The following is a 23293-nucleotide window of genomic DNA, read 5'->3' on the forward strand; positions in this document are numbered from 1 at the left end:
GCCTCAGTCTTCGGTACGGAACAGGTCGAGCACGCGTTCGCGCTCGGCCGCATCGACGGCGGCGGGCATCGGCGCATCGGGCTTACCCTGCTCGCGCGATGCATCCCGCGAGTCGGATGCCGGCGCGCCGCCGCACGCGAAGCGGCTGCGGATGAACGGCGGCACGTCGGCCGTGCACGTGCCGCGTGTGTATTCGGCGTATACGAAGTCGCCGTCGACGAGCGCAACGTCCGGCGGCGGCATCGCGTCGACCGGCGTGCGTCCGTCGACCGCCGTCTTCATGTAGTCGAGCCAGACCGGCAGCGCGAGCGTCGCGCCGGTCGCGCGCCCCATCGGGCGCGGCGTGTCGTAGCCGAGCCACGCGACCGCGACGATGCCCGACGAGTAGCCGGCGAACCAGACATCCTTCGATCCGTTCGACGTGCCCGTCTTGCCGGCCGCGTCGTCGCGACGCAATGCGAGCGCGCCGCGCGCGGTGCCGGCCTTCACGACGTCGCGCAACATGCTGTCCATCATGAACGCATTGCGCGCCGACACGACGCGCGCGCCTTCAGGCATCGTCGCCTCGTACATCGCGCCGCCGTGACGCTGCTTCACCGACAGGATCAGGCGCGGCTCCATCCGCGTCCCGCCGTTCGCGAACACGCTGTATGCGCTTGCGAGTTCGAGCGGCGTCACCGCGCCCGCGCCGAGCGCGAGCGGCAACGACGCCGGATTGCGCTGCGCGTCGAAACCGAAACGCACCGCGTGCTGCTGCACGTAGCGCGCGTCGGCGGCCTGCATCAGGCTGACCGCGACCAGGTTCTTCGAGCGCACGAGCCCGCGCCGCACCGGAATGAAACCCTCGTAGCGGTTGCCGAAATTGCGTGGGCGCCACGGCCGCGCGCCGGTTTCCTCATGGGTCAGCGTGCGCTGCGTATCGTCGACCAGCACGCCAGGAAAGTAGCCCTTCTCCAGCGCCGCCGAGTAGACGAACGGCTTGAAGCTCGAACCCGGCTGGCGATACGCCTGCAGCGCATGGTCGAACACGTTGCGATTGAAATCCGCGCCGCCGACGAGTGCGAGCATGTCGCCCGTCGCCGCATCCAGCGACACGAGCGCGCCCTCGAGCGCGCCGCGCGCATTGCGCTTCGCGCCCGGCTGCCGGCTCAGCGTGTGCTGGAGCGCGGCTTCGGCCGCGCGCTGGTCGCGCATCGAGATCGTCGTGGTCACGTCGAGCCCGAGCGTGTACGCGTCGTCGTGAAAGCGTTCGACCATCATCCGGCGCGCGCGCTCCGCGACGTACGGCGCCGCGATGATGCCGGGCGGCGGCGTGGTCGCCAGCGCGATCGGCATGTCGACCGCCGCGCGATAGGCCGCGTCGTCGAGCTCGCCGAGCGCATGCATGCGGCCGAGCACGTAGTTGCGCCGCGCGGTCGCGCGTGCCGGGTTGACGACCGGATTGAACGCGGACGGCGCCTTCGGCAGCCCCGCGAGCACGGCCGCTTCGCCCGCGCTCAGCGCGTCGAGCGGCTTGCCGAAATACACGTTCGCGGCGGCCGCGAAACCATACGCGCGCTCGCCGAGATAGATCTGGTTCATGTAAAGCTCGAGCAGCTTGTCCTTGCTGTACTCCCGCTCGAGCTTGATGGCCATCAGGATCTCGGCGAGCTTGCGGCTCAGCACCTTGTCGCGAGTCAGATAGAAGTTGCGCGCGACCTGCATCGTGATCGTGCTGCCGCCCTGCCCCGGCTGCCCTGTCACGACGTTCGCGAACGTCGCGCGGGCAAGGCCGCCGATATCGATCGCGCCGTGCTGGTAGAACTTTGCGTCCTCGGCCGCGAGCAGCGCGTGCCGCATGAGTGGCGGAATCCGTTCGAGCGGCACGAATTCGCGACGCTCGACGCCGTACTCGGCCAGCAAGTCGCCGTCGCGGGAGAAAATCCGAAGCGGCAGCGCGGGACGATAGGCGGCCAGGTGTTCGACGGACGGCAACTGCGTCCAGATACGGTGGGTCGTCCATGCGCCGATGCCCGCACACGCGAGCGTCAGGCCGAGCAGCGCGCCCGCGAGCATGCGCCACGCGCGGCGCGGCGATGCGGGAGGCGGCGGAGGGTTGGCGGTGTGGTCGGTCATGCAGGCTCCTTCTTCGATGCGGCGAACGCGGGCGCGCAACAGGCGCCCGTCGATCACGGAAGGCGCGCATTGTCGGAGGGATGGCGGGATACCGGAACATTCTTTAGGCCAAGTTTGGCTGGCTAAATTTTATTTAGGAATGGTCGCGCGGGCGGCTGTGCGGGCTATGCAGACGAACCGCGCGGCGCACGCGCTCGTTCGCCTGTACCATCGTCTGCATGTTCGACACGTACCTGCGCCTGTGGGACCTCGTTCCCGACGGCGGCCCGATCCTGACCGCGAGCGGCGGCGTGCTGCCCGTCGTCTGGCACGCGCGGCCCGCGATGCTGAAGGTCGCGACCTGCGACGAAGAGCGCCGCGGCAATGCGCTGATGACCTGGTGGAACGGGGATGGCGCCGCCCGCGTGTGGCTGCACGACAGTGATGCGCTGCTGCTCGAACGCGCGCAACCGGAGCCGACGCTCATCGGCCTGTCCGCCGCGGGCCACGACGACGATACGATCCGCATCGCATGCCGCGTAGTCGCGCGGCTGCATGCGCATCACGCACCGCAACCGCCCGAGGTCGTGCCGCTGGCCGCCTGGTTCCATGCGCTGCTGTCGCACGATATGGGCGACGACGTGCTGCGGCGGTCGGCCACGACGGCACACCGGCTGCTGGCCGCGCCGCCCGTCGACGACGTCGTACTGCACGGCGACATTCATCACGGCAACGTGCTGCACTTCGGCGATCGCGGCTGGCTGGCGATCGACCCGAAGGGTCTGCGCGGCGATCGCGCGTTCGATTACGCGAACCTGTTCTGCAATCCCGCGCACGACATCGCCGTCGATCCGGCTCGCTTCGCGCGGCGCGTCGCGCTCGTCATCGAAGCCGCGCAACTCGACCGGCGCCGGCTGCTGCAATGGATCCTCGCCTGGGCGGGCTTGTCGGCGGTCTGGCTGATGGCGGACGACCTGCCGCCCGATACGCGGCTGCAGGTCGCAAGGCTGGCCGCCGCAGCGCTCGACGCGTAGCGTGCGGCGACGCCCGCCACGTCGGCTGCGTCGCGCGGCGGCACCAATGAAAAAACCCGCCGGCATGCACCGGCGGGTTTTTGTGTCCGACGTGTGCGACGCTTAGCGCGCCGGATTCAGCGTCAGGTTCATGTGACGGTTCACATCCTTGTACAGCAGATAGCGGAAGCGGCCGGGGCCGCCCGAGTAGCATGCCTGCGGGCAGAACGCACGCAGCCACATGAAGTCACCTGCTTCCACCTCGACCCAGTCCTGGTTCAGGCGATAGACGGCCTTGCCTTCGAGCACGTACAGGCCGTGCTCCATCACGTGGGTCTCGGCGAACGGAATCACGCCGCCCGGCTCGAACGTCACGATGTTCACGTGCATGTCGTGACGCATGTCGCTCATGTCGACGAAGCGCGTCGTCACCCATGCACCGTTGGTGCCCGGCATCGGGATCGGCTCGACGTCCTGCTCGTTGGTCACGAACGCTTCCGGCAGCGCAATCCCGTCGACGGCCTGGTAATGCTTGCGGATCCAGTGGAAACGCACGGCGGCATCGCTGACGTTGTGCAGCGTCCAGTCGGCGCCCGGCGGAATGAACGCGTAGCCGCCCGGCTTCAGCGTGTGCCGCTTGCCCTGCAGCGTCAGTTCGGCCTCGCCTTCGACGACGAACAGCACGGCCTCGGCGTTCTTGTCCTGCTCGGGCTTGTCGCTGCCGCCGCCCGGGTTCACTTCGACGATGTACTGGGAGAAGGTTTCGGCGAAACCCGACAGCGGACGCGCGATCACCCAGAGGCGCGTGTTGCTCCAGAACGGCAACCAGCTCGTGACGATGTCGCGCATCACTCCCTTCGGAATGACCGCGTAGGCCTCGGTGAACATCGCGCGATCGGTCAGCAGATCGGTCTGCGGCGGGTGGCCGCCATGCGGCGCGTAATACGTTGTCTTAGACATAAAGCATCCAGGCAATGGGTTGGTCCGGCCCCGGGTCGCAACGCAGGCGCGGCACGCGCGTGGGGCACGCGTGCGGCGGCGGGACATCGTTGCCGGGGTGGCTTGAAAGCGCGGGGCGCCTTCGTTCGGTCGGCCAGGCTTCGCGACGGCCCGCCCGGTTCAGCGAGCGGGACGAACATGCTTGCGGGTCCGGCGGCTGGGCCGCGGACACTCGGGTCATGCGGCAGGGCACGGAGGACGGCACGGTTCGATTCCGTACGCGGGCAGCGTTGACGATAGCGAAGTCGATCCTGATCGACCAATTAAATGTTGCGATGACCTCCATTCGATTTCGCACTACTCGCCGTTGCGCGCGACGCGCCAGTGCATGCGTGACGCAGGCGCGTCGACGTATCGGTGAAATCCTGAGGACCGAACGACAACGCGTCGATCAGCGATGGAGAAACGGGAATGGCCGAACCTGCGCGGCTGCATGTCGATGCAACTGGCGATGTCGTGTACGAGCGGGAAAGGTGAAGCGGAGAGAGTATGCCAACCCGTCGAGCGGGGCTGCGGCATGAACTGCGGGAGGGGTGAAGGCGCCGGTCTTGCCGGCGATGGCGGCCCGGCTGAGGCCGCCGGGCCGGCTGTCGGATCGGGTGCCGACGCGTCGGGCGCGCCGGTGCGCAAGCCGCGCACCGTGCCGCGCCCGCGGCGATCAGTCCCAGTCGCGGTGGTGGCGATGCTTGCGGTGACGATAGCCGCGATCGCCATGATCGCCGCGGTCGTACGAGTTGCGCGACAGGTTGCCGCCGAGCGCCGCGCCGGCGCCGCCGCCGACAGCCGCGCCCAGCAGGCCGCCCGTGCGGCCGCCCATCGCGTTGCCGGCCGCGGTACCCGCGCCGCCGCCGAGTGCGCCGCCGATGATCGCGCCGGTCCGCTCGCGACGGTTCGACGTCACGGCACCACCCGCGCCGCCGCCGATCGCGCCGCCGATCACGGAGCCCGTGCTGCCGCCGACCGCGCCGCCGACCGCTGCGCCGGCAACCCCGCCGAGCGCGCCGCCGAGCGCGTTGTTCAAGTCACCACCGGCCAATGCCGGCACTGCGGTCGCGCCGGTCAGCACGGCGACGACGAGAGCGGGTGCGATTTTCTTCCACATTCCCGTATTCTTCCTTGTTCGCAATCTGGTTATCGAAGGTCCGCTCGATACGACGATCTGAATCGATCGACGTCGATGCCGGCATTGTGCCGAATCCCGGACCAATTCATTTCAATGAGCTTGCGGCGAAGAATAGCACCGGTCGAGCCTGCTTGCCGTCGACATTCTGGTAACAAGTTGTTTACCGAAAGAGGACCGGAAAAGGTTGCCGGAAAATGCCCGCGAAGCCCGCCGGCAGAGGCTCCGCCGATGGTCCAGCCCCGTTTCTCGACATGGCGGAACGTGCCCGTCGCGCGGCTTCGGACACACGTGGCAACACATCGGAGGCGCGCCGCGCGCTGACGGAATCTCCCTGGTCGTTCGGGCCAAACGAGGGTCAGTACACGCCCGGGATCAGCCGCCAGGTGTGTGCGCAGTACGCGTCGTATTCGGCGCCGAACTGCGCGCGCAGCAGCGCTTCCTCGGAACGGATGCGGGCGATGAGCGGGATCATCGTCAACGCGACGAGCAGCAGCCCGACGCCCGATCGGAACGCCAGCGCCCAGCCGGCCGCATTGACGAGCAGGCCGAGATAGCTCGGGTTGCGGATCCTGCGATAGATGCCGTCCGTCACCAGCGTGTGGCCCGGCTGGATCGCGACGAGCCCGCTGAAGCGCTTGCCGAGCACGAACACGGGCCAGATGCGCAGCACGCCGCCCGCGACGTACAGCACGACGCCGACCCAACGCACCGTGTCGCCGCCGAAGGTCCATACGTCGAGCCGGTCGGTCAGCGCGGGCAAATACGCAAGCAGGAACCCGCTGGCCCCGAAGGCCGCCAGCACCCAGCGATTGTCGCGGTTCTCGCGTTCGCCGGCGCTCAGATTGCCTTCGGTGAACAGCGCGACGACGGCCAGCGCGAGCGTCGCGACGGCGACGACGGTCAGTTGCGGATGCGAGAAGAAGGCCGCGAACCCGCCGATGCCGACCACGGCGAGCCCCAGATAGACGAGCGTGGAGCAGCTCGCAACGATTGCGACCTTGCGCGTAACGGCCATGGCTTGCCTCGCCGGAGTGGGCTTTCCTGTGAAGTATAGAAACCCGGGCGGGCGATGCGCACGCGCGCCGTCGTGCGGCGCGCGAGTCGTTGTTGCGAGAAGCGGCGGAGCGTCGGACGACATGGCCGATCGACGTGCGGGCTGCGCCCGCGCCCCGCCGCCCGGTCAGCGAATGCGGAAGTTGCCGCCGATCCCGACACTGACGGGCGGTGCGTAATACGCCGGCGCATAGCCGTAGTAGGCCGGCACGGGCGCATAGCCGTAAGGCGGCGCGACATAGCAGCCGGACAGGCCGCCGATCAGCGCAAACGTGATGAGAACTTTGTACATGGCTCGATTCCGGGCGAAGAGGGCACATCGCATCGCGCGAAAGCCACGCCGTCGCAGTTCTTGACGGCCGGCTCGAAAAGGCAACCGGCAGGCAACCGTCCCTTCCTGTCGCTCGATGCGGCAATGCGCGGAGTCTAGCGCCGCAGTCGCCAGGCCGAGTTTCGCGAGCGGTTACACGTGTTACGTGGCGTGACCGCTGAAACAGGTGCGCGCGGCATCGCCGCACGCACCCGCTGGCGCCGCCCGAATCACGAGCCGTGCATGCGTTACACGAAGCGCGCGCGGATACGCTCGGCGAGCGATTCGAGCGTGGCCGCGTCGGCGATGTCACGCGCGTGCATCCGCAGGTCGACGCCTTCCCAGCGCGGAATCACGTGGAAATGCACGTGCGGGACCGTCTGGCCCGCCGCCGCGCCGTTGAACTGGCCGATGAACACGCCGTCCGGCCCGAGCGCCGCGCGCACGGCCGCCGCGACGCGCTGCGTCATGCGAATGCCGGCCGCGGCCGCGTCGCCGGACAATTCGAAGATCTGCGCGGCCGGCTCCTTCGGGATCACGAGCACGTGACCGTCGGCCTGCGGCATGAGATCCATGATCGCGAGCGTTGCGTCGTCTTCGGCGACCTTCACGCACGGCAGTTCGCCGCGCAGGATCCGGGCGAACGGATTGTTGTTGTCGTAGGACATGGCGTTTTCCGATTTTGCGATTGCGATTTGACTGGGAACGATGCCGGACGATTATCGGCCGACGGCGGGTCGGATTTCAACTTGTCAGGCCGTGTCGCGATTGCGGTGAACAATGCATGCCGGCTCGTTTATTGCGAGTGCCGGTTCGCACGGCAAGACAGCCGACCACGGACGCTTCGTCGCGCAGATGCAGGTCGACACCGTGCCGGGAGCGGCCTTCGGTCTCGCGTTCGGACAAGGCAGCAAAGGCCAGCCGGAATTCGCGGCCGTCGGCGACAACACGAATACCGCGACCGTCTGGACACTGCATTCGGACAACGACAACGCACAATGACGCACCGCGTGGACGGGCGGCATGCGGCCCGTTCGAACCTGCGCGATCGACACACGCGATTCGCACACGCCGGGCACCATGCCGCCTGATCGACGCCGCCCGGCGTTGCCCCCCCCCCGCGATTGCCACTGCTTGCCCGAACCTGCGACACTGCCGGATCGTTGCCGGCCGGCACGCCACCGAGGACGCTCGCGCATGACGATCCCCTTCAAATCGCTGATCCTGCGCGGCGTCGCCATCGCGCTCGTCGCCGCGGCCGGCTATACCGGCTACATGCTGTCGCGGCTCGCCCCGATCGCGACGGGATATGCCGCGAAGGCGCTGTGTTCCGGCGTGTTCGTGTCGGGTCGTCCGGCCGCATCGGTGATCGACGTCGACATCATGGCCGGCGTGCATCCGTTGCTGAAACTGGTGCGTCCGTCGATCGATCCCGCGCATCATCGCGCCATCGCGACGTTCGCCGGGTTCGCGCAACGCGAGGCGGACTTCCGGCCGGGGCTCGGCTGCACACTCGCGCTCGGGCCGTCTCCCGGCGTGCTGCCGGCCGCGCTGCCGCCCGTCCCCGATCCGCCGCCCGCGCAGACGGCGGTGCCGCTCGCACCACCCGCCGGCATCGACGCACGCAAGCTGCAGGCCGCGCTCGACCGCGCGTTCGATGAACCCGATCCGGCGCGGCCGCGGCGCACCCGCGCGGTCGTCGTGATGTGGCGCGGCCAGATCGTCGCCGAACGCTACGCGCCCGGCTTCACCGTCGATACGCCGCTACCCGGCTGGTCGATGACGAAGACCGTGACGGCGGTGCTGGCCGGCATGCTCGTCGCGCAGCACAAGCTGTCGCCCGACGCGTCGGCGCTGCTGCCCGAATGGCGCGACGGTGGCGACCCGCGCGCGGCGATCACGCTCGACGAGCTGCTGCGCATGACGAGCGGCTTGCAATTCAACGAGGACTACGACGACCCGCTGTCCGACGTCGCCGTGATGCTGTTCACGCAGCCGGACACCGCGCGCTTCGCGTCGGCCAAGCCGCTCGCCGCGCAGCCCGGCACGCAGTGGTACTACTCGAGCGGCACGAGCGCGATCGTCGCGCGTGTGATGCGCGAGGCGATGGGCGGCACCGAGGATGACTACCTCGCGTTTCCGCGCCGCGCGCTGTTCGCGCCGCTCGGGATGCGCAGCGCCGTGTTCGAACCCGATGCGGCCGGCACGCTCGGCAGCGCGTCGTTCATGTATGCGAGCGCGCGCGACTGGGCGCGCTTCGGGCAGTTTCTGCTGCAGGACGGGGGGTGGGACGGGCAGCGGCTGCTGCCGGAAGGCTGGGTGCGCTACCTGACGCGCGCGACGCCGCTGTCGACGCGCGGAGAATTCGGCGCGCATCTGTGGGTCAAGGTGCCGGAGCCGTTCAACGATCTCGATCCGCACGCGCGCTCGCTGCCCGTCGACGCGTTTCATGCGGTCGGCCATGAAGGCCAGTTCGTGAGCGTGGTGCCGAGCCGCGAGCTGGTGGTCGTGCGGCTCGGGCTGTCACGGCCGGAATCCGCGTGGAATCACGAGGCGTTTCTCGCGCGCGTGCTCGAGGCCGTATCGGCATCCGGCATGTGACCTGCCGCGGGGAGGCAGCGTTGCGGCGGCAGTCACGCCGCCGCAACGCGCCGAGCATGCAATGCGTTACGGGTTCGCGCTGCCCGCATACAGCTTGAAGCCCTCGCGCGTTGCCAGGCGCTCGACGTAGCGCTTCACCGCCGGGAAATCCGGATGCTCGAACGGCGTGCCGAACCAGCGGTTCACCGACAGGCCGATCGGAATGTCGGCGAGCGTGAAGTGGTCGCCGGCCACGAACGCGCCGGTCGCTTCGAGCTGTGCGTTCAGTATCTGCATGTGCTTCGTCCAGCTCGCGATCGACTGCGCGATCGCCGCCGGGTCCTGATGATCGGGCGACTTGCGCACGAGGCCGAGGAACGCGCCGACCCACGAACGGTTCAGGTCCGTGCCCTGCCAGTCGATCCACTGGTCGACCCGCGCCCGCGCGCGCGGCTCGGCTGGATAGAGCGCGTCGCCGCCATAGCGGTTCGCGAGATAGCGGATGATCGTGTTCGACTCCCACAGCACGAAGTCGTCGTCCTTGATGACCGGCACCAGGCCGTTCGGATTCAGCGCGAGGTAGGTCGGATCGTTGGTCGTGCGAAAGCCCGCGCCCCAGTCTTCCTGTTCGAACGGCAGGTTGAGCTCGGTGCACAGCCACAGCACCTTGCGGACGTTGATGGACGGGATCTTGCCGAGGACGTGCAGCATGCAGGCTCCTTGTGAGGTCGAATGCGAAGCGTTCGGAACCCGCGAAACGGGCCGAACGCGCTCTCGTCGAAGTTATACACGAGCTCACGGGAATCGGCAGGGCGCCACGCGAAATCGCTGCTCGCGGCTCCGCTGCTTCGCTTACATCGGCTTGACCACCATCAGGAAATACACGCTCAGCATCGCCAGGAACGCCGGGTAGCCGAGCAGTTCCCAGCGCTTCGCATAACGCCAGTAGCGTGCCGGCAGCTCGGCATCGCCATTCGCATGCGCGAGCTTCGCCATCGCGGCCAGCTCGATCTGCAGCCACACGACCGGCAGCCAGCACGCGCCCGCGACCGCATACAGCGCGATCGACGCGATGAGCCACGGCGTCGTCCACGGCCAGCCGGCCGTGTGTGCGAGCCACAGCCCGGAGGCGGGCTGGAACAGCACGGCCGGCGTCGTGAACCACCAGTCCGCACGCACCACGAGCCGCGACACGGCGGCGATTGCCGGCACCGAGCGCGTGCGGTTCGCGAAAAACAGGTAGAACGCGGTGCCGAAGCCCGTGCCGACCATCAGCACCGAGGACAGGATATGCAGCGTCTTGATCACGAGATAGGTGTTCATGCGTGTTCTTCTTCTGAAAAAAGGATCAACAGGATCGCGAGAATCGGCACGTTCTTCAGCACGGGGCCGAACGGCTCGGCGAGCAGGCCGGGCATCGCGACCGCGATGACGGCCGAATACGCGACGATCAGCGCGCCTTGCCCGACCCACAGACGGCGGGACGGGGCGACGACGGTCGCCACGCCGAACGCGAAGTCCAGCGCGCACGCCGCGTAAAGCGCGAAAAGCGCAGGCAGCCCGCTCAGATGAGCGTGAGCCAGCATCGCGAGACTGTCGTGCCGCGGATGGATGAACGCGCTGACGATGGCCGTCCAGATCCAGACGATCGCGAGCGAGCCGAGCAGCAGCGGCCGCCGCCACATCGCGAGCGCGTCGCGTCGCAGCGCACCTGTGCTGTCATCCGCGCCGATGAAATTCCTCAGCCCGCGCGGCGGCCGGCCAAGCACGGCCGCAAGCGCGGCGGGATCGCCGGTATTGCCGCCGCGCAGCATCGTCCAGGTGTCGCGGGTCAGCATCGCGCCCGGCATCGTGCCGAGCAGCGCGGCCGCCGCGCCGACCAGCGGGCCCGGCAGCGCCACGCGCACCGCCGGCGGGAAGCCGAGGGCGGCGCGATAGACGCTCAGCATCTCGCGATACTCGACTTCGTCGCCGCCGACAGCGTCGATGACCGGGCGGCCGGCCGCCGGCGCATCGACCAGCCGCGCGACGAGTTCGGCGAGATCGTCGATGTGCACGGGGCGCAGCCGCTGATGGCCGCCCGCCGGCAATGCGTGCACGGGCAGGCTCGCGAGCATCCGGAAGAACCGGGCGGATGTGCCGGTGGTCCCGTAGACGAGCGCCGGGCGCACGATCCGGTAATCGAGCGGCAGCGTCTGCAGGAAGGCGTCGGCTGCATGCTTGCTGGCGAAATACGGCGTGTCGCCGCGCTCGACGCCCAGCGCCGAGATCTGGATCACGCGTCGCACGCGTGCACGGCAGCATGCGGTGAAGAGCGCGCAGGGCGCCGCGCGATGCACGGTGTCGAACGTCTCGTCGCGTCGGTCGGCGAGGATCCCGACCGCATTGATCACCACGTCGACGCCATCCAGCCGGGCGAGCCAAGCGTCGGGATCGACATCCTTCGCGAAGTCGATCGCGACGTCGTGCGGGCCGATCGCATGCCGCACGCCGCGCAGCACGCGATGGCCGCCGGCCTCGAGCCGCGCGACCAGCGCCCGCCCGATGAAGCCGTTCGCGCCGCAAACGAGGATGTTCATGTCGCACTCCGCGATGCGTAGTGCCAGCGGATCGACAGCATGATCTCGTTCATTTTTTCATCCTCTATATACAGTTATTTCTGTAAAGACAGAAATATCGACTGCAAAAAAAAGCGGGCTGTGCGCCCGCACGTCCGGGGCCGTCTACTTCGGCGACTTGCGCCGGACCGTCTGGCTGATCTTCGCGCCGATCCCGAGCGCCTTCATGAGCGTGTCGGGCTTGAGCCGCAGCATTTCGTCCGACCAGGTCGTGAGCGTCTCGACGAACTGTAGCGTGTCGCGAATGCGCTGTTCGGTTTCGCGGCTTTCATCGGCGATCTCGGGGCTCGTCAGGCAATCGCGCAGCACCGTGAGCGTCGGTTCGATCTCGCGTTGCCGCCGCCCTTCGACGATCAGCTTGAACAGCTCCCAGATGTCGGTCGACGTCTCGAAGTGGTCGCGACGATCGCCCAGCACGTGCACGACCTTCGCGAGCCGCCACGCCTGCAGCTCCTTCAGGCTCGTGCTGACGTTGGAGCGCGCGACGTTGAGCGTCTCGGCGATTTCGTCGGCCGCGACCGGCCTGCCGGCCAGATACAGCAGCGCATGAATCTGCGAGACGGTGCGGTTGACGCCCCACCGCGAGCCCATTTCGCCCCAGTGGAGAATGAATCGTTCGGCAATCGGTGTGAGTTTCATGTCGGGAAATTTAGCTTTTTCAGTTATTTCTGTCAAGAGAGAAATAACTGACGGCAATGCGACGGCAATGCAAAACGCCGCGCCGATGATCCGCCCCCGGATAGCCCGGACGATCGCCGGCGCCCGCCTTTCCCGCCCTGCCGGCCCGCTTCCATTACAATGCGCGGGATTCTTCCGATTTCAGGCCGTCCGCGCCTTTCTGACTAGAGGTTTCCATGATCATCAAACCGCGCGTGCGTGGCTTCATCTGCGTGACGACTCATCCGGTCGGCTGCGAAGCCAACGTCAAGGAACAGATCGACTACGTGACTTCGCACGGCCCGATCGCCAACGGCCCGAAGAAGGTGCTCGTGATCGGCGCGTCGACGGGCTACGGCCTCGCCGCCCGGATCTCGGCCGCGTTTGGCTCGGGCGCGGACACGCTGGGCGTGTTCTTCGAGCGTGCCGGCAGCGAAACGAAGCCGGGCACCGCCGGCTGGTACAACAGCGCCGCGTTCGAGAAATTCGCCGCGGAAAAGGGGCTCTATGCGCGCAGCATCAACGGCGACGCATTCTCCGACAAGGTCAAGCAGATCACGATCGACACCATCAAGCAGGATCTCGGCAAGGTCGACCTGGTCGTCTACAGCCTCGCGGCACCGCGCCGCACGCATCCGAAGACGGGTGAAACGATCAGCTCGACGCTGAAGCCGGTCGGCAAGTCGGTCACGTTCCGCGGCCTCGACACCGACAAGGAAGTGATCCGCGAAGTCTCGCTCGAGCCGGCGACGCAGGAAGAGATCGACGGCACCGTCGCCGTGATGGGCGGCGAGGACTGGCAGATGTGGATCGACGCGCTCGCTGAAGCCGGCGTGCTGGCCGATGGCGCGAAGACGACCGCGTTCACGTATCTCGGCGAGCAGATCACGCACGACATCTACTGGAACGGCTCGATCGGCGAAGCGAAGAAGGATCTCGACAAGAAGGTGCTGTCGATCCGCGACAAGCTGGCCGCGCACGGCGGCGATGCCCGCGTGTCGGTGCTCAAAGCCGTCGTCACGCAGGCGAGCTCGGCGATCCCCATGATGCCGCTCTATCTGTCGCTGCTGTTCAAGGTGATGAAGGAAAAGGGCACGCACGAAGGCTGCATCGAGCAGGTGTACGGGCTTCTGAAGGACAGCATGTACGGTGCGACGCCGCACATCGACGACGAAGGCCGCCTGCGCGCGGACTACAAGGAGCTCGATCCGCAAGTGCAGGCCAAGGTCGTCGCCATGTGGGACAAGGTGACGAACGAGAACCTGTACGAGATGACCGACTTCGCCGGCTACAAGACCGAGTTCCTGCGCCTGTTCGGCTTCGAGATCGCCGGCGTCGACTACGACGCGGACGTGAACCCGGACGTGAAGATCCCGGGCATCATCGACACCACGGTCTGACGGCCGGGCCCGCCGCGCACGACGCGGCGGCGGGCTGACTCTCCGGGGGCGAAGCCCGCACGGCGTCGCCCCGTCCGGACACATCCGCCGACAGCACGGTTCGCACCTTCGGTGCGAGTACGTCGGCGGCTCCCTCCGCGCATCGGGCGATCGCGCCCCGCGCTATTCGACCGCCCTTGCGGCATCCCACAGCGGCTGTCCGCCCAGCGCCGCATGCCATGCGCCGAAACGCCCGCGCCACGACTCGAACGGCTCCTTCAGCGGATGACGCGGATCGTCGCTGAGCGCATACGCCATCCCCTCGATCAGCCAGCGCGGCTTGGTCGCGACTGCGACGTTGCCGAGCACTTCGGCCTGGCGATGATGGATCAGCTCGTGCGCGAGAAAGTAGGTCTGCCAGCCGCGCGGCGCGACGATCACGCCGAAATCCCCGAGCGTCAGTGCCGCGCGTTCGCCGAGACCGAATTGGTCTGCGCACTCGCGCGTCGAGCAGAACACGACGCGCGGTGCATCGCGAAACGGGCCCACGGCAGCCGCCGCGCGCGCATAACCGTCGCGATAGAGTTGCTGCGCGAAGCCGAACTTCGCGGGATCGTCGGTGCAGATGTCCGCGCTGGGACACGACACGCCGGGAAGCAGCGCGGGCGCGACGACGCGCAGCGGCTTGACGAGCGCGTAGGCGGCAATCGGCGCCGCGACGAGCAGGCCCGCGAGGGCGAAGGCAACATGGGAGCGTTTCATGGAGGCGGCAATTCCGTTGGCAGTACGGTGGTCCAGCACGAATATATCGGAGCGGCGCCGTCGCGGGCCAGCTTTTTCCGTTCCGTCCGGCGTTCGGCGCCCGGCCGCGCTCCGCCGCGCGCCGCGCCGATCGCGAACCGGATCGCGATCGCACCCGGCGTGGCTACGCGAGCTGCTTGTGAAAATACGTCGTCGCGCACAATGCGCCGTCGGGCATCAGCGCGAAGTTCGGCACGACGCCGACGCGCTGCCACCCGGCCCGCTCGTACAGACGCTCGGCATCGCCGCCCGTCACGGTATCGAGCACGAGCACGGTCTTGCCGGCATCGCGCGCGGCGTCATCGGCGGCCGCCATCAGCCGCGCCGCGATTCCCTGCCGGCGTGCATGACGTGACACGAGCATCTTCGCGATGTCCGCGCGATGCGGCTGGTTCTCCGGCTGCGCGGTCACGATCTGGACGGTGCCGACGATCCGGCCGGCGGCGTCCTCGGCCACCAGCAGGATGCGCTCGCCGCTCGCGACACCGTCGGCGACGCGCGTCCAGAATGCAACGGCGGTCGAGCGTGCGATCGGCAACATGAAGCTCACGGACGCGCCGCCTTCGACGCAGTCGATCAGCACGTCGGCCAGTGCGTCGATGCACGCATGCGCTTCGCTTGCATCGACGCGCCGCACGGTCACGGATTCGGTCATACGCTCTCCGGTATATCGGGCCGGGCACGCGCTCGATCGGCGTGCGCCCGGATCGAATGAAATGCCGGCGTGCGGTCGCTGCATGCGCAACGGCCGCCGGCGCCGGGCAACACGGCGCCCAGTTCGATCGGCGCGTGTTACCGCCCCATCATGCTACGCGATGGAAAATCCCGCTGCATCGCCTATGCTTAGCCGTATGGCTAACTTTCAACCCGGTATCAGCGACGTATTCCACGCACTCGCCGATCCAACTCGCTGCGCGATCATCGGCGCGCTCGGCAACGGCGGGCAGACCGTTTCGGAACTGGCCGCGCCGTTCGGCATGGCGCTGCCGTCGTTCATGAAGCATCTCGCGGTGCTCGAGCGCAGCGGCCTCGTCACGACCCGGAAAACCGGCCGCTCGCGCACCTGCGAACTGGTCGGCAGCCGGCTGGCGGAGGCCGAGCAGTGGCTCGCCGCGCAACGCGCTCAATGGGAAGCGCGCGCCGATCGTCTCGTGGAATTCGTCGAACGCCGTCACCAGGAGGAGCAAGCGCATGTCAGTCAGCCACGTCGCCCCCGCCGAAGCCCATGACCTCGTCATCACGCGCACGCTGCGTGCGCCGCGCCAGGCACTCTGGCGCGCATGGACCGATCCGGAATTGCTGAAGGAATGGTGGTGCCCGAAACCGTGGACCACGGAAGTGCGCGCGTTCGACCTGCGCCCGGGCGGCGCCTTCCACACGTTCATGCGCGGCCCCGACGGCGGCACGAGCGACAACCCCGGCTGCTTCCTCGAAATCGTGCCGGAAGCGCGAATCGCATTCACGTCGATGCTCACGGGCGGCTGGCGGCCACAGGTGCCGTGGCTCGGCTTCACGGCCGTCATCACGATGACCGACGACCCCACCGGCTGCCGCTACGAGGCGCGCGTGATGCATCCCGATGCCGCGACGCGCGAGCGCCACGAGGCGCTCGGCTTTTTCGAGGGCTGGAACATCTGCATCACGCAACTCGACGAATTCGCGGCCGCATTGCGCTGAATGCGGCCGCATGCGCGGACCATTGCAAGCCGCCGCGCGCGCGCCTAGGATTCCTGAAGGAAGCATGACGACACGCCGGCATCCGGCGTGCACCGTCGTGCGCGTTGCGCGGGAGGCCACATGCTGCACATGCACACGCATTCGACTCGGGTCAGCCGGCACCTGAACGCGCCGCGCGGGCGCGTCTACCGCGCGCTGCTCGATCCACACGCCGTCGAACAATGGAAAGTGCCCGACGGCATGACGTGCCGCGTGCACGCATACGACACGCGCGAAGGCGGCGCGCTGCGCGTATCGCTGAGCTACGACGAACCGTCGGACGGCACCGGCAAGACCACCGCGCACACCGACACCTATCACGGCCGCTTCGTGACGCTCGTGCCGGACGAGCGGATCGTCGAAATCGACGTGTTCGAAACCGACGATCCGATGCTGCGCGGTGCGATGACGGTCACGATTACGCTGTCCGACGAAGCAGGCGGCACGCGCGTCGACGCGGTACACGACGGTGTGCCGCCCGGCGTGCCGGCCGCCGACAACGAGGCCGGCTGGCAAATGGCGCTCGCGCGACTGGCCGCCTTGGTCGAGTCGGGTTAGCGTGTGCTGATCGTGCGCTAACGCGTGATACCGTCCCGGAGCCGCGGCAGCGTTGTGGCCGTGCGTGCCCCCAGCCAGCGCGGCAGCGCGAAACGCTGCCGCGTGCGACACTGGCCCGCCACTGCGTGCATCGCCCCGCCCGGCCTCCGCACGCGCCGATCCGGATCCACACGAGGAACCCCAGACGATGAACACCGCGCGCACCGCCACCTGGTATTTCGATTTCGTTTCGCCGTTCGCGTATCTGCAGCAGGAACGGTTCGACCAATTGCCGCCTGTCGTCGCATACGAGCCGAAACCGATCGTGCTCGGCGCGCTGCTCACCCACTGGGGCCAGAAAGCGCCGGCCGAGATCGCCGCGAAGCGCATCTTCACCTATCGCCACGCGCAATACCGCGCGGAGAAGCTCGGCGTTCCATTCCGGATGCCGCCCGCGCATCCGTTCAACCCGATTCGACCGCTGCGTCTCGCGATCGCGATGGGCAGCTCGCCCGACGCGATCCGGCGGATTTTCCGGTACATCTGGCGCGACGGCCACGACGTATCGACGCCGGACGGCTTCGCCGCGCTGTGCGAGGCGGTCGGCTTTCCCAAAGGCGTAACGGCCGTCGATGCCCCACCGGTGAAGGATGCGCTGCGCGCGAACACCGATCAGGCGATCGCGCACGGCGTGTTCGGCGTGCCGACCTTCGAGCTCGACGGCGACTTGTTCTGGGGTGACGATGCGAGCGACATGTTCGTAGACTGCGCGACGTCCCGCGCATGGCTCGACTCGCCCGAAGTGCGCCGCATCAGCGCGTTGCCCGAAGGCATCCGGCGCGGTTGACGGCACGTGCGACGATGCTCGTGTGTCGCGCCCTCCGACGGGCGGCGGCACGGCTTCGCGCGTCATCGCGACGAAGTGCACAAGCAGCGCCTGCGCAGGCGCTGCCGGCAAATGTGGAGCGGACAGGCCCGCACGGCGCGGGCACACATTTTCTTTGATTTTCGTTCGTTCCTGCGCGGCCCGGCGCAGCACGGCAGATCCGCGCGAGACGCGACGCCGATACGATCATCCGATGCAAGATCCGCCGTGGCTCGCCGAATTGTCCAGTTCAACCGATTATTTTTAGACGATGCGCGATGAATGCGCGCGCAACTGTCATACGATATCGCCCGGCCGCGCCACACGGTCATTTCCAATCCGGCCCCATCGGAAAATCACGTTTTTCTCAGGGGAATCCCGGTATTTTTTCCCATTTTCTTCGAAATTACCGGTGACATACTTGGCCCCCATTGCGCTCCTGTGTGAGCGCGCTTCCTGATGCCTGCCGGTCGCGTCTCATGTGCTGCGTGTCCGCCAGGGTCGCAGAACATGAACAATTTCGACACCACGATCCAGGTCTTCCTCACCCACATCACGTTCGGACCGCTGATGAATCACGCGATCCGCGTGATCGCCGGCCTCTATACGTTCAAGGGCTTCATCCTCATCCCCGTTCTGTGCTGGCTGTGGTTCCAGCCGGGACCGGCACGCGAACGGCAACGCGAGCTTGTCGTCGCGACGGTCGCGAGCGGGCTCGTCGCGCTCGCGTTCGGCCGCCTGCTCGCGAAAGTCCTGCCGTTCCGTGTGCGGCCGATCTACAACGCCGACCTGCACCTGCATTTCCCGTCCGAGGAGTTGCGCGCGGCCACGCTGCAGGCATGGAGTTCGTTTCCGAGCGATCACGCGATGCTGTGGATGGCGATCGCAACGGGCATCTTCATCATCTCGCGCCGCGCCGGCGTGGCCGCGCTGCTGTATGCGGTCGTGTTCATCTGCGTGCCGCGCGCGTATCTCGGCTATCACTATCCGACCGACCTGATCGCCGGCGCCGCAATCGGCATCGCGATCGCGTGGCTGCTGACGCGCGATGCGATCCGATCGCGCTTCGCGCCGCAGGTGCTGGAGGCGATCCGGCGCTTCCCCGCGCCGGCCTATACGCTCGCGTTCCTGCTCTGCTTCGAGCTGATCACGCAGTTCGACGAACTGCTGACGCTTGCGCAGTCGGTCAAGCACACGACGATGTAGCGGGACGACGCCGCGATGCATCCGCTGCTGTCGTCACGACGCCCCGCCACGCGCTGCCGGCCCTGCGCGGCAGCATCACGCGCTGCGCGCGCCGCCGGGCGGGTCGCCGCCGCGTCGTCGACCGCAGCCATGCAAGTCAGTCGCGATCGGGCGCGCCGAGCGGGAAGAACGCACGATACGGCCGCGCCTCGTCGACCGCACGCGCGAACGACGGCCGCGCAAGCAGCCGCTTGCGATACGCGATCACGTTCGCGAACGACGGGTCGATCCGGTGCGTCCAGTCCGCGTAGAACAGGAACGGCGCCGCGCCGCAGTCGGCGAGGCTGAAGCGGTCGCCGGCCGCCCATTCGCGATCCGCCATCGTTCGGTCCAGCCATGCATACGACGTTTCGAGCATCGCGCGCGCATCGGCAACGCCCCGCGCATCGCGCTCGTGCGCCGGCCGCAGCGCATCGAACACCACCTTCTGCTGCGGCGTCGACACATAGTTGTCGAAGAAGCGGTCCATCGTCCGCACTTCCAGCGCCGCGCGCCGATCGTCGGGCACCAGCCGCACGGGGCCCGGATGGTAGAGATCGAGATACTCGACGATGATCGTCGCCTCGATCACGGTGCGGCCCGCGTCGACGAGCACCGGGAAGCGCTTCAGCGGCCACAGCGCAGCCAGTTCCTGCATCGGCTTCGGATCGTCGTGCGCGAGCACGCGATACGCAAACGGCGTGCCGTTCTCGTACAGCGCGGTCAGCACCTTCTGGCAGTAGGAGGAAAAGGGATGGGCGTATAGCGTGGGCGTCATCGCGTGGTCTCTCAGGGGTTTCGGCGCCGCGTCATGCGGCGCCACGTGATCGGATACCTTGACGACGAACGGCACCTGGCCGATTCGACGCCGGTCCGAACAATTTTTTCTCGGTCTTGCGTCACCGCGCCGCTACGGCCGGCCGTCCATCACGACGCGGCCCTCGCCGCGCCAGCGCAGCATCCCTCCGCCGAGGTTCGCGACGGCATCGAAACCGGCCTTCCGCAGGATCACGGTCGCCTGCGCGGAGCGGCCGCCCGCGCGGCACACGGTCACGATCGGCCGGTCGCATGCAAGCTCGCCGGTGCGCGCGGCCAGTTCGCCGAGCGGAATCGGCATCGCGCCGGGCAGATGGCCGAGCGGGCCGGTGAATTCGTCCGGCTCGCGCACGTCGACCACCTGTACCGCCCACAGGTGATCCTCGAGCCACTGCGGATCGATTTCCCAGAACCCGGCGAACGTATAGACGAGGGGCGCCCAGTCGGGCGCCGCCTGCGCGTCGGGCGCGTTCGCGGCAACGCCGCACTGCAGGTTCGCGGGCACCGCGACGTCGATCTGGCGTGGATGCGCAAGCCCGAGGTTGCACATGTAGCCCGCGAAATCGTCTTCGCTGAGATCGCCGCCGAGGCGCGGATTGAAGCGCCGCTCCTCGCCGACGCTCGTCACCGTCAACCCGCGATAGTCGTGCGCCGGGTACAGCAGGCATGCGGCCGGCAGCGTGAAGAGCCGGCCGTGGACCGCGCGATACAGCGCGCGCGGGTCGCCCTGCTGGAAATCGGTGCGGCCGGTGCCGCGAATCAGCAGGCAGTCGCCGGTGAATGCCATCGATTCGTCGTCGAGCACGAGGCTGATGCAGCCGCTCGTATGGCCCGGCGTCGCGCGCACGGTCAGGTAGCGCGTGCCGAACGTACAGCGATCGCCGTCGTTCAGGTAGCGGTCGGCGCCCTGCGCGCCGCTCGCGGCCGAAATCGCGATCGCGCTGCCGGTGCGCTGTTTCAGCAGCCACGCGCCCGTCACGTGATCGGCGTGCACGTGCGTATCGATGGTCGCGACGAGCCGCAGCCCGAGTTCGTCGAGCAGTGCCGCATCGCGGCGCACCTGCTCGAACACGGGGTCGATCAGCAGCGCCTCGCCCGATGCGCGGTCGGCAAGCAGATACGTGTAGGTCGACGATTGCGGGTCGAAGAGTTGCCGGAAGATCATCGCGAAGTCGCTCCGTCGGCTGGGCGTGTCGGTTGGGTGAAGGATGCGGGTCGTACGCCCGCACCGCGTGTATCGCCGGCGCGCGGCGCGCACGTTCATACAGCGTAGTCCAAAACACGCGCACCACCGGCATCGCCGGCGCGGCGGGACGTCGCGACGCGCCATGAGCGCCGCACGCGCTGCCTTACACTACCGCCTGTTCTCGTCTTACGTTCACAGGAATTGCATCGACATGTCGATGACGATCGATCCGAAGCAGGCCGCCGCGCTGCTGGCCGTCGCCGACACCGGCAGCTTCGAGCAGGCCGCCGTGCGCCTGCACGTGACCGCGTCCGCCGTCACGCAGCGGGTGCGCGCGCTGGAGGCGAGCCTCGGCACGCCGCTCGTGCTGCGCACGCGGCCGTGCCGGCCGACGGTGGCCGGACAGCGCGTGCTGCAGCACCTGCGCCGCGTCGCGCTGCTGCAGGCCGACCTGCAGAGCACGCTCGCGGCCGAACGCGAATCGCCGATCTCGGTCACGATCGCGCTGAACTCCGACAGCCTCGGCACCTGGTTCCTGCCCGCACTGACGTCGGTGCTCGCGGGCGAGCGCATTCTGTTCGAGCTGATCGTCGAAGACCAGGATCATACGTTCGCGTTGCTCGAAAGCGGGATGGCCGTCGGTTGCGTGACGACCGAGCCGAAACCGATGCGCGGCTGCGTCGCGACGCCGCTCGGCACGATGCGCTACCGGCTGCTCGCGGCCGCCGCCTTCGCGGTGCGCTGGTTTCCGCGCGGCCTGAACCGCACGAGCGCGCGCCATGCGCCGGTCGTCGCGTATTCGCGGCGCGACACGCTGCAGTCCACGTTCCTGAAGGAGAAGTTCGGGTTGCCCGAAGGCGCGTATCCGTGCCACTACGTGCCGGGCACGCACGCGCATTTCGCGGCGGTGCGGCACGGGCTCGGCTACGCGATGGTGCCGGAGCCGCTGATCGGCGGGCCGCCGCTCGACGCGCAAGGGCTCGTCGATCTCGCGCCCATGCATCCGACCGATATCGCACTGTACTGGCATGCATGGACCGTGCAGTCGCCGACGATGGCGTCGCTCTCCGCGCGGGTGGTCGAAGCGGCGCGCCGGCTGCTCGCGCCGCTGCCGTGACAAGCGCGTCGCCGGCGTCGCCAGCGCGGCACGCCGTGCGGTCCGCGTGACGGCGAGCAACCCTGCCGTGCCGGCGCCCCCACCGGCCGGCGCATTCCGCCTTACGCGCGCCGTTGCGCGAAATACGCGCCGACCGCGTCGATGAAGGTATCGATGTCCGCGCGCGACACGTCGCAATGCGTGACGAAGCGCGACGCATACAGCATTTGCGTGAGGATTCCGCGCGCCTTCAGCCACGCCTCGAGCGGCGCGCAATCGGCTTCGGGGAATTGCGCGAACACCATGTTGGTCGCGTGCGACAGCACCTTCACCGGCTCGATGCGCGCGAGACCCGCGGCAAGATGCGCGGCGTTCGCGTGATCGTCGGCCAGCCGCTCGACGTTGTGGTCGAGCGCATACAGGCAGGCCGCCGCGAGAATGCCCGACTGACGCATCCCGCCACCCAGCACCTTGCGCCAGCGCTGCGCACGCTCGACCAGCGCGCGATTGCCGACCAGCACCGAACCGACCGGCGCGCCGAGCCCTTTCGAGAAGCAGATCGACACGGTGTCGAACGGTGCGCACAGTTCCGCGATCGGACGGCCGGACGCCACGGCCGCATTGCATACGCGCGCGCCGTCGAGGTGCGTGGCCAGCCCGCGACCGCGCGCGAGCGCGACGGCTTCGTGTACGTAGCCTTTCGGCAACACCTGGCCGCCGATCGTGTTTTCGAGCGCGAGCAGGCGCGTGCGGGCGAAGTGATTGTCGATCGGCTTGATCGCCGCGGCGATCTTCGCGAGCGGCAGCGTGCCGTCGGGTGCGTTCTCGATCGGCTGCGGCTGGATGCTGCCGAGCACGGCCGCGCCGCCGCCTTCGTACTTGTAGGTGTGCGCGAGCTGCCCGACGATGTATTCGTCACCGCGTTCGCAATGGGCCATCAGCGCGGCCAGGTTGCTCTGCGTGCCGCTCGGGAAGAACAGGCCGGCTTCCTTGCCGGCCCGCTCGGCCGCCACCGCCTGCAGGCGCAGTACGGTCGGGTCGTCGCCCCATACGTCGTCGCCGACTTCGGCGGCAGTCATCGCGGCCAGCATCGCCTGGCTCGGACGTGTCACGGTATCGCTGCGTAAATCGATCATCGCTGAGTCCTGGTTAAACGCAGACCGGAACCAATGCGTCCGGCCCTGCCGAAACGAGACTCAGAGTGTACGCAATTCACGCAGCGAGTG

At 68.1% G+C, this 23293-nt stretch carries 25 protein-coding genes; 10 read left to right on the plus strand and 15 right to left on the minus strand.

Annotated features, from left to right (window positions below; genetic code table 11):
• Nucleotides 1-3: 3 nt before the first annotated feature.
• Complete coding sequence (locus WI26_RS25835) at nucleotides 4-2115, minus strand: penicillin-binding protein 1A (protein ID WP_069227873.1); 2112 nt, start codon at nucleotides 2113-2115, stop codon at nucleotides 4-6.
• Nucleotides 2116-2333: 218 nt separating this feature from the next.
• On the opposite strand from WI26_RS25835, the gene WI26_RS25840 reads away from it, so the two are divergent.
• The gene (locus tag WI26_RS25840; RefSeq protein WP_069227631.1) at nucleotides 2334-3128 is read left to right on the plus strand and encodes an aminoglycoside phosphotransferase family protein; all 795 of its coding nucleotides are present in this window, start codon (nucleotides 2334-2336) and stop codon (nucleotides 3126-3128) included.
• A gap of 102 nt (nucleotides 3129-3230) precedes the next feature.
• Here WI26_RS25840 and WI26_RS25845 read toward each other — a convergent pair whose 3' ends face one another.
• From WI26_RS25845 to WI26_RS25860, 5 genes are all read right to left on the minus strand, one after another.
• Nucleotides 3231-4067, minus strand: coding sequence for a bifunctional allantoicase/(S)-ureidoglycine aminohydrolase (locus WI26_RS25845; protein WP_069227632.1), 837 nt, complete (start codon nucleotides 4065-4067; stop codon nucleotides 3231-3233).
• Nucleotides 4068-4764: 697 nt separating this feature from the next.
• A complete protein-coding gene (locus WI26_RS25850) occupies nucleotides 4765-5208 on the minus strand; it encodes a hypothetical protein (protein WP_059467247.1) in 444 nt (147 codons plus the stop codon).
• Between the two features lie 376 nt (nucleotides 5209-5584).
• Complete coding sequence (locus tag WI26_RS25855; protein ID WP_069227633.1) at nucleotides 5585-6244, minus strand: methyltransferase family protein; 660 nt, start codon at nucleotides 6242-6244, stop codon at nucleotides 5585-5587.
• Between the two features lie 165 nt (nucleotides 6245-6409).
• Nucleotides 6410-6574, minus strand: coding sequence for a hypothetical protein (locus WI26_RS32795; RefSeq protein WP_167359263.1), 165 nt, complete (start codon nucleotides 6572-6574; stop codon nucleotides 6410-6412).
• A 266-nt stretch (nucleotides 6575-6840) separates the two neighbouring features.
• Nucleotides 6841-7260, minus strand: a complete 420-nt coding sequence (locus WI26_RS25860) for an HIT family protein (RefSeq protein ID WP_059815048.1) — start codon at nucleotides 7258-7260, stop codon at nucleotides 6841-6843.
• A gap of 112 nt (nucleotides 7261-7372) precedes the next feature.
• Here WI26_RS25860 and WI26_RS25865 point away from each other — a divergent pair, with 112 nt between their 5' ends.
• Nucleotides 7373-7594, plus strand: a complete 222-nt coding sequence (locus WI26_RS25865; RefSeq protein WP_069227634.1) for a hypothetical protein — start codon at nucleotides 7373-7375, stop codon at nucleotides 7592-7594.
• A 195-nt stretch (nucleotides 7595-7789) separates the two neighbouring features.
• Nucleotides 7790-9193, plus strand: coding sequence for a serine hydrolase domain-containing protein (locus WI26_RS25870; RefSeq protein WP_069227635.1), 1404 nt, complete (start codon nucleotides 7790-7792; stop codon nucleotides 9191-9193).
• A gap of 66 nt (nucleotides 9194-9259) precedes the next feature.
• On the opposite strand, the gene WI26_RS25875 is transcribed toward WI26_RS25870, so the two are convergent.
• The 4 genes from WI26_RS25875 to WI26_RS25890 all read right to left on the minus strand — a co-directional run bounded on the left by WI26_RS25875 (nucleotide 9260) and on the right by WI26_RS25890 (nucleotide 12429).
• The gene (locus WI26_RS25875) at nucleotides 9260-9883 is read right to left on the minus strand and encodes a glutathione S-transferase family protein (protein ID WP_059467251.1); all 624 of its coding nucleotides are present in this window, start codon (nucleotides 9881-9883) and stop codon (nucleotides 9260-9262) included.
• A gap of 141 nt (nucleotides 9884-10024) precedes the next feature.
• Nucleotides 10025-10495, minus strand: a complete 471-nt coding sequence (locus WI26_RS25880; protein ID WP_059467252.1) for a DUF2269 family protein — start codon at nucleotides 10493-10495, stop codon at nucleotides 10025-10027.
• Nucleotides 10492-11751 carry an SDR family oxidoreductase gene (locus tag WI26_RS25885; RefSeq protein WP_069227636.1) on the minus strand — a complete coding sequence of 420 codons (1260 nt, stop codon included), beginning with the start codon at nucleotides 11749-11751 and terminating at the stop codon, nucleotides 10492-10494. The genes WI26_RS25880 and WI26_RS25885 overlap by 4 nt, the downstream gene beginning before the upstream one ends.
• Before the next feature lie 144 nt (nucleotides 11752-11895).
• Nucleotides 11896-12429, minus strand: a complete 534-nt coding sequence (locus WI26_RS25890; protein ID WP_059467254.1) for a GbsR/MarR family transcriptional regulator — start codon at nucleotides 12427-12429, stop codon at nucleotides 11896-11898.
• Between the two features lie 215 nt (nucleotides 12430-12644).
• Here WI26_RS25890 and fabV point away from each other — a divergent pair, with 215 nt between their 5' ends.
• Nucleotides 12645-13847: an enoyl-ACP reductase FabV gene (gene fabV, locus WI26_RS25895; RefSeq protein ID WP_059467255.1), complete on the plus strand. Its 1203-nt coding sequence runs from the start codon at nucleotides 12645-12647 to the stop codon at nucleotides 13845-13847.
• Nucleotides 13848-14009: 162 nt separating this feature from the next.
• Here the strand turns inward: fabV and WI26_RS25900 are convergent, their stop codons facing one another.
• Together WI26_RS25900 and WI26_RS25905 are read right to left on the minus strand one after the other, a co-directional pair.
• The gene (locus WI26_RS25900; protein ID WP_069227637.1) at nucleotides 14010-14588 is read right to left on the minus strand and encodes a hypothetical protein; all 579 of its coding nucleotides are present in this window, start codon (nucleotides 14586-14588) and stop codon (nucleotides 14010-14012) included.
• 163 nt (nucleotides 14589-14751) lie between these two features.
• Entirely contained in the window at nucleotides 14752-15282 is a 531-nt protein-coding gene (locus WI26_RS25905) for a GNAT family N-acetyltransferase (protein WP_069227638.1), read from the minus strand.
• 196 nt (nucleotides 15283-15478) lie between these two features.
• On the opposite strand from WI26_RS25905, the gene WI26_RS25910 reads away from it, so the two are divergent.
• The 5 genes from WI26_RS25910 to WI26_RS25930 all read left to right on the plus strand — a co-directional run bounded on the left by WI26_RS25910 (nucleotide 15479) and on the right by WI26_RS25930 (nucleotide 18951).
• Nucleotides 15479-15856, plus strand: a complete 378-nt coding sequence (locus tag WI26_RS25910) for an ArsR/SmtB family transcription factor (RefSeq protein ID WP_069227639.1) — start codon at nucleotides 15479-15481, stop codon at nucleotides 15854-15856.
• Nucleotides 15819-16304 carry an SRPBCC family protein gene (locus WI26_RS25915; protein ID WP_069227640.1) on the plus strand — a complete coding sequence of 162 codons (486 nt, stop codon included), beginning with the start codon at nucleotides 15819-15821 and terminating at the stop codon, nucleotides 16302-16304. Before WI26_RS25910 ends, WI26_RS25915 begins: the two co-directional genes overlap by 38 nt.
• Before the next feature lie 120 nt (nucleotides 16305-16424).
• Entirely contained in the window at nucleotides 16425-16901 is a 477-nt protein-coding gene (locus WI26_RS25920; RefSeq protein WP_059467260.1) for an SRPBCC family protein, read from the plus strand.
• 187 nt (nucleotides 16902-17088) lie between these two features.
• Nucleotides 17089-17727 (plus strand): 2-hydroxychromene-2-carboxylate isomerase, encoded by a 639-nt coding sequence (locus tag WI26_RS25925; protein ID WP_069227641.1) that lies wholly within the window; start codon nucleotides 17089-17091, stop codon nucleotides 17725-17727.
• A 528-nt stretch (nucleotides 17728-18255) separates the two neighbouring features.
• Nucleotides 18256-18951 (plus strand): phosphatase PAP2 family protein, encoded by a 696-nt coding sequence (locus tag WI26_RS25930; protein WP_059467262.1) that lies wholly within the window; start codon nucleotides 18256-18258, stop codon nucleotides 18949-18951.
• 136 nt (nucleotides 18952-19087) lie between these two features.
• Here the strand turns inward: WI26_RS25930 and WI26_RS25935 are convergent, their stop codons facing one another.
• Together WI26_RS25935 and WI26_RS25940 are read right to left on the minus strand one after the other, a co-directional pair.
• A complete protein-coding gene (locus tag WI26_RS25935; RefSeq protein WP_059467418.1) occupies nucleotides 19088-19747 on the minus strand; it encodes a glutathione S-transferase family protein in 660 nt (219 codons plus the stop codon).
• A 132-nt stretch (nucleotides 19748-19879) separates the two neighbouring features.
• Nucleotides 19880-20950, minus strand: a complete 1071-nt coding sequence (locus tag WI26_RS25940; RefSeq protein ID WP_069227642.1) for an MBL fold metallo-hydrolase — start codon at nucleotides 20948-20950, stop codon at nucleotides 19880-19882.
• Between the two features lie 232 nt (nucleotides 20951-21182).
• Between WI26_RS25940 and WI26_RS25945 the strand changes: the two genes are divergently transcribed.
• Nucleotides 21183-22088, plus strand: a complete 906-nt coding sequence (locus WI26_RS25945) for an HTH-type transcriptional regulator ArgP (protein ID WP_069227643.1) — start codon at nucleotides 21183-21185, stop codon at nucleotides 22086-22088.
• A 101-nt stretch (nucleotides 22089-22189) separates the two neighbouring features.
• Here WI26_RS25945 and ltaE read toward each other — a convergent pair whose 3' ends face one another.
• Nucleotides 22190-23203, minus strand: coding sequence for a low-specificity L-threonine aldolase (gene ltaE, locus WI26_RS25950; RefSeq protein WP_069227644.1), 1014 nt, complete (start codon nucleotides 23201-23203; stop codon nucleotides 22190-22192).
• Between the last annotated feature and the right edge of the window lie 90 nt (nucleotides 23204-23293).

This window comes from Burkholderia diffusa (genome assembly GCF_001718315.1).
GTDB classification, from domain to species: Bacteria; Pseudomonadota; Gammaproteobacteria; order Burkholderiales; family Burkholderiaceae; genus Burkholderia; species Burkholderia diffusa_B.

Coding starts and splice junctions, on each gene's coding strand:
- WI26_RS25880 (WP_059467252.1), bottom strand. CDS start 10,495: ATGAACACCTATCTCGTGATCAAGACGCTGCATATCCTGTCCTCGGTG.
- WI26_RS25940 (WP_069227642.1), bottom strand. CDS start 20,950: ATGATCTTCCGGCAACTCTTCGACCCGCAATCGTCGACCTACACGTAT.
- WI26_RS25840 (WP_069227631.1), top strand. CDS start 2,334: ATGTTCGACACGTACCTGCGCCTGTGGGACCTCGTTCCCGACGGCGGC.
- WI26_RS32795 (WP_167359263.1), bottom strand. CDS start 6,574: ATGTACAAAGTTCTCATCACGTTTGCGCTGATCGGCGGCCTGTCCGGC.
- WI26_RS25855 (WP_069227633.1), bottom strand. CDS start 6,244: ATGGCCGTTACGCGCAAGGTCGCAATCGTTGCGAGCTGCTCCACGCTC.
- WI26_RS25885 (WP_069227636.1), bottom strand. CDS start 11,751: ATGAACATCCTCGTTTGCGGCGCGAACGGCTTCATCGGGCGGGCGCTG.
- WI26_RS25870 (WP_069227635.1), top strand. CDS start 7,790: ATGACGATCCCCTTCAAATCGCTGATCCTGCGCGGCGTCGCCATCGCG.
- WI26_RS25925 (WP_069227641.1), top strand. CDS start 17,089: ATGAACACCGCGCGCACCGCCACCTGGTATTTCGATTTCGTTTCGCCG.
- WI26_RS25945 (WP_069227643.1), top strand. CDS start 21,183: ATGTCGATGACGATCGATCCGAAGCAGGCCGCCGCGCTGCTGGCCGTC.
- WI26_RS25915 (WP_069227640.1), top strand. CDS start 15,819: ATGTCAGTCAGCCACGTCGCCCCCGCCGAAGCCCATGACCTCGTCATC.
- WI26_RS25860 (WP_059815048.1), bottom strand. CDS start 7,260: ATGTCCTACGACAACAACAATCCGTTCGCCCGGATCCTGCGCGGCGAA.
- WI26_RS25930 (WP_059467262.1), top strand. CDS start 18,256: ATGAACAATTTCGACACCACGATCCAGGTCTTCCTCACCCACATCACG.
- ltaE (WP_069227644.1), bottom strand. CDS start 23,203: ATGATCGATTTACGCAGCGATACCGTGACACGTCCGAGCCAGGCGATG.
- WI26_RS25850 (WP_059467247.1), bottom strand. CDS start 5,208: ATGTGGAAGAAAATCGCACCCGCTCTCGTCGTCGCCGTGCTGACCGGC.
- WI26_RS25900 (WP_069227637.1), bottom strand. CDS start 14,588: ATGAAACGCTCCCATGTTGCCTTCGCCCTCGCGGGCCTGCTCGTCGCG.
- fabV (WP_059467255.1), top strand. CDS start 12,645: ATGATCATCAAACCGCGCGTGCGTGGCTTCATCTGCGTGACGACTCAT.
- WI26_RS25910 (WP_069227639.1), top strand. CDS start 15,479: ATGGCTAACTTTCAACCCGGTATCAGCGACGTATTCCACGCACTCGCC.
- WI26_RS25845 (WP_069227632.1), bottom strand. CDS start 4,067: ATGTCTAAGACAACGTATTACGCGCCGCATGGCGGCCACCCGCCGCAG.
- WI26_RS25935 (WP_059467418.1), bottom strand. CDS start 19,747: ATGACGCCCACGCTATACGCCCATCCCTTTTCCTCCTACTGCCAGAAG.
- WI26_RS25835 (WP_069227873.1), bottom strand. CDS start 2,115: ATGACCGACCACACCGCCAACCCTCCGCCGCCTCCCGCATCGCCGCGC.
- WI26_RS25890 (WP_059467254.1), bottom strand. CDS start 12,429: ATGAAACTCACACCGATTGCCGAACGATTCATTCTCCACTGGGGCGAA.
- WI26_RS25875 (WP_059467251.1), bottom strand. CDS start 9,883: ATGCTGCACGTCCTCGGCAAGATCCCGTCCATCAACGTCCGCAAGGTG.
- WI26_RS25905 (WP_069227638.1), bottom strand. CDS start 15,282: ATGACCGAATCCGTGACCGTGCGGCGCGTCGATGCAAGCGAAGCGCAT.
- WI26_RS25920 (WP_059467260.1), top strand. CDS start 16,425: ATGCTGCACATGCACACGCATTCGACTCGGGTCAGCCGGCACCTGAAC.
- WI26_RS25865 (WP_069227634.1), top strand. CDS start 7,373: ATGCATGCCGGCTCGTTTATTGCGAGTGCCGGTTCGCACGGCAAGACA.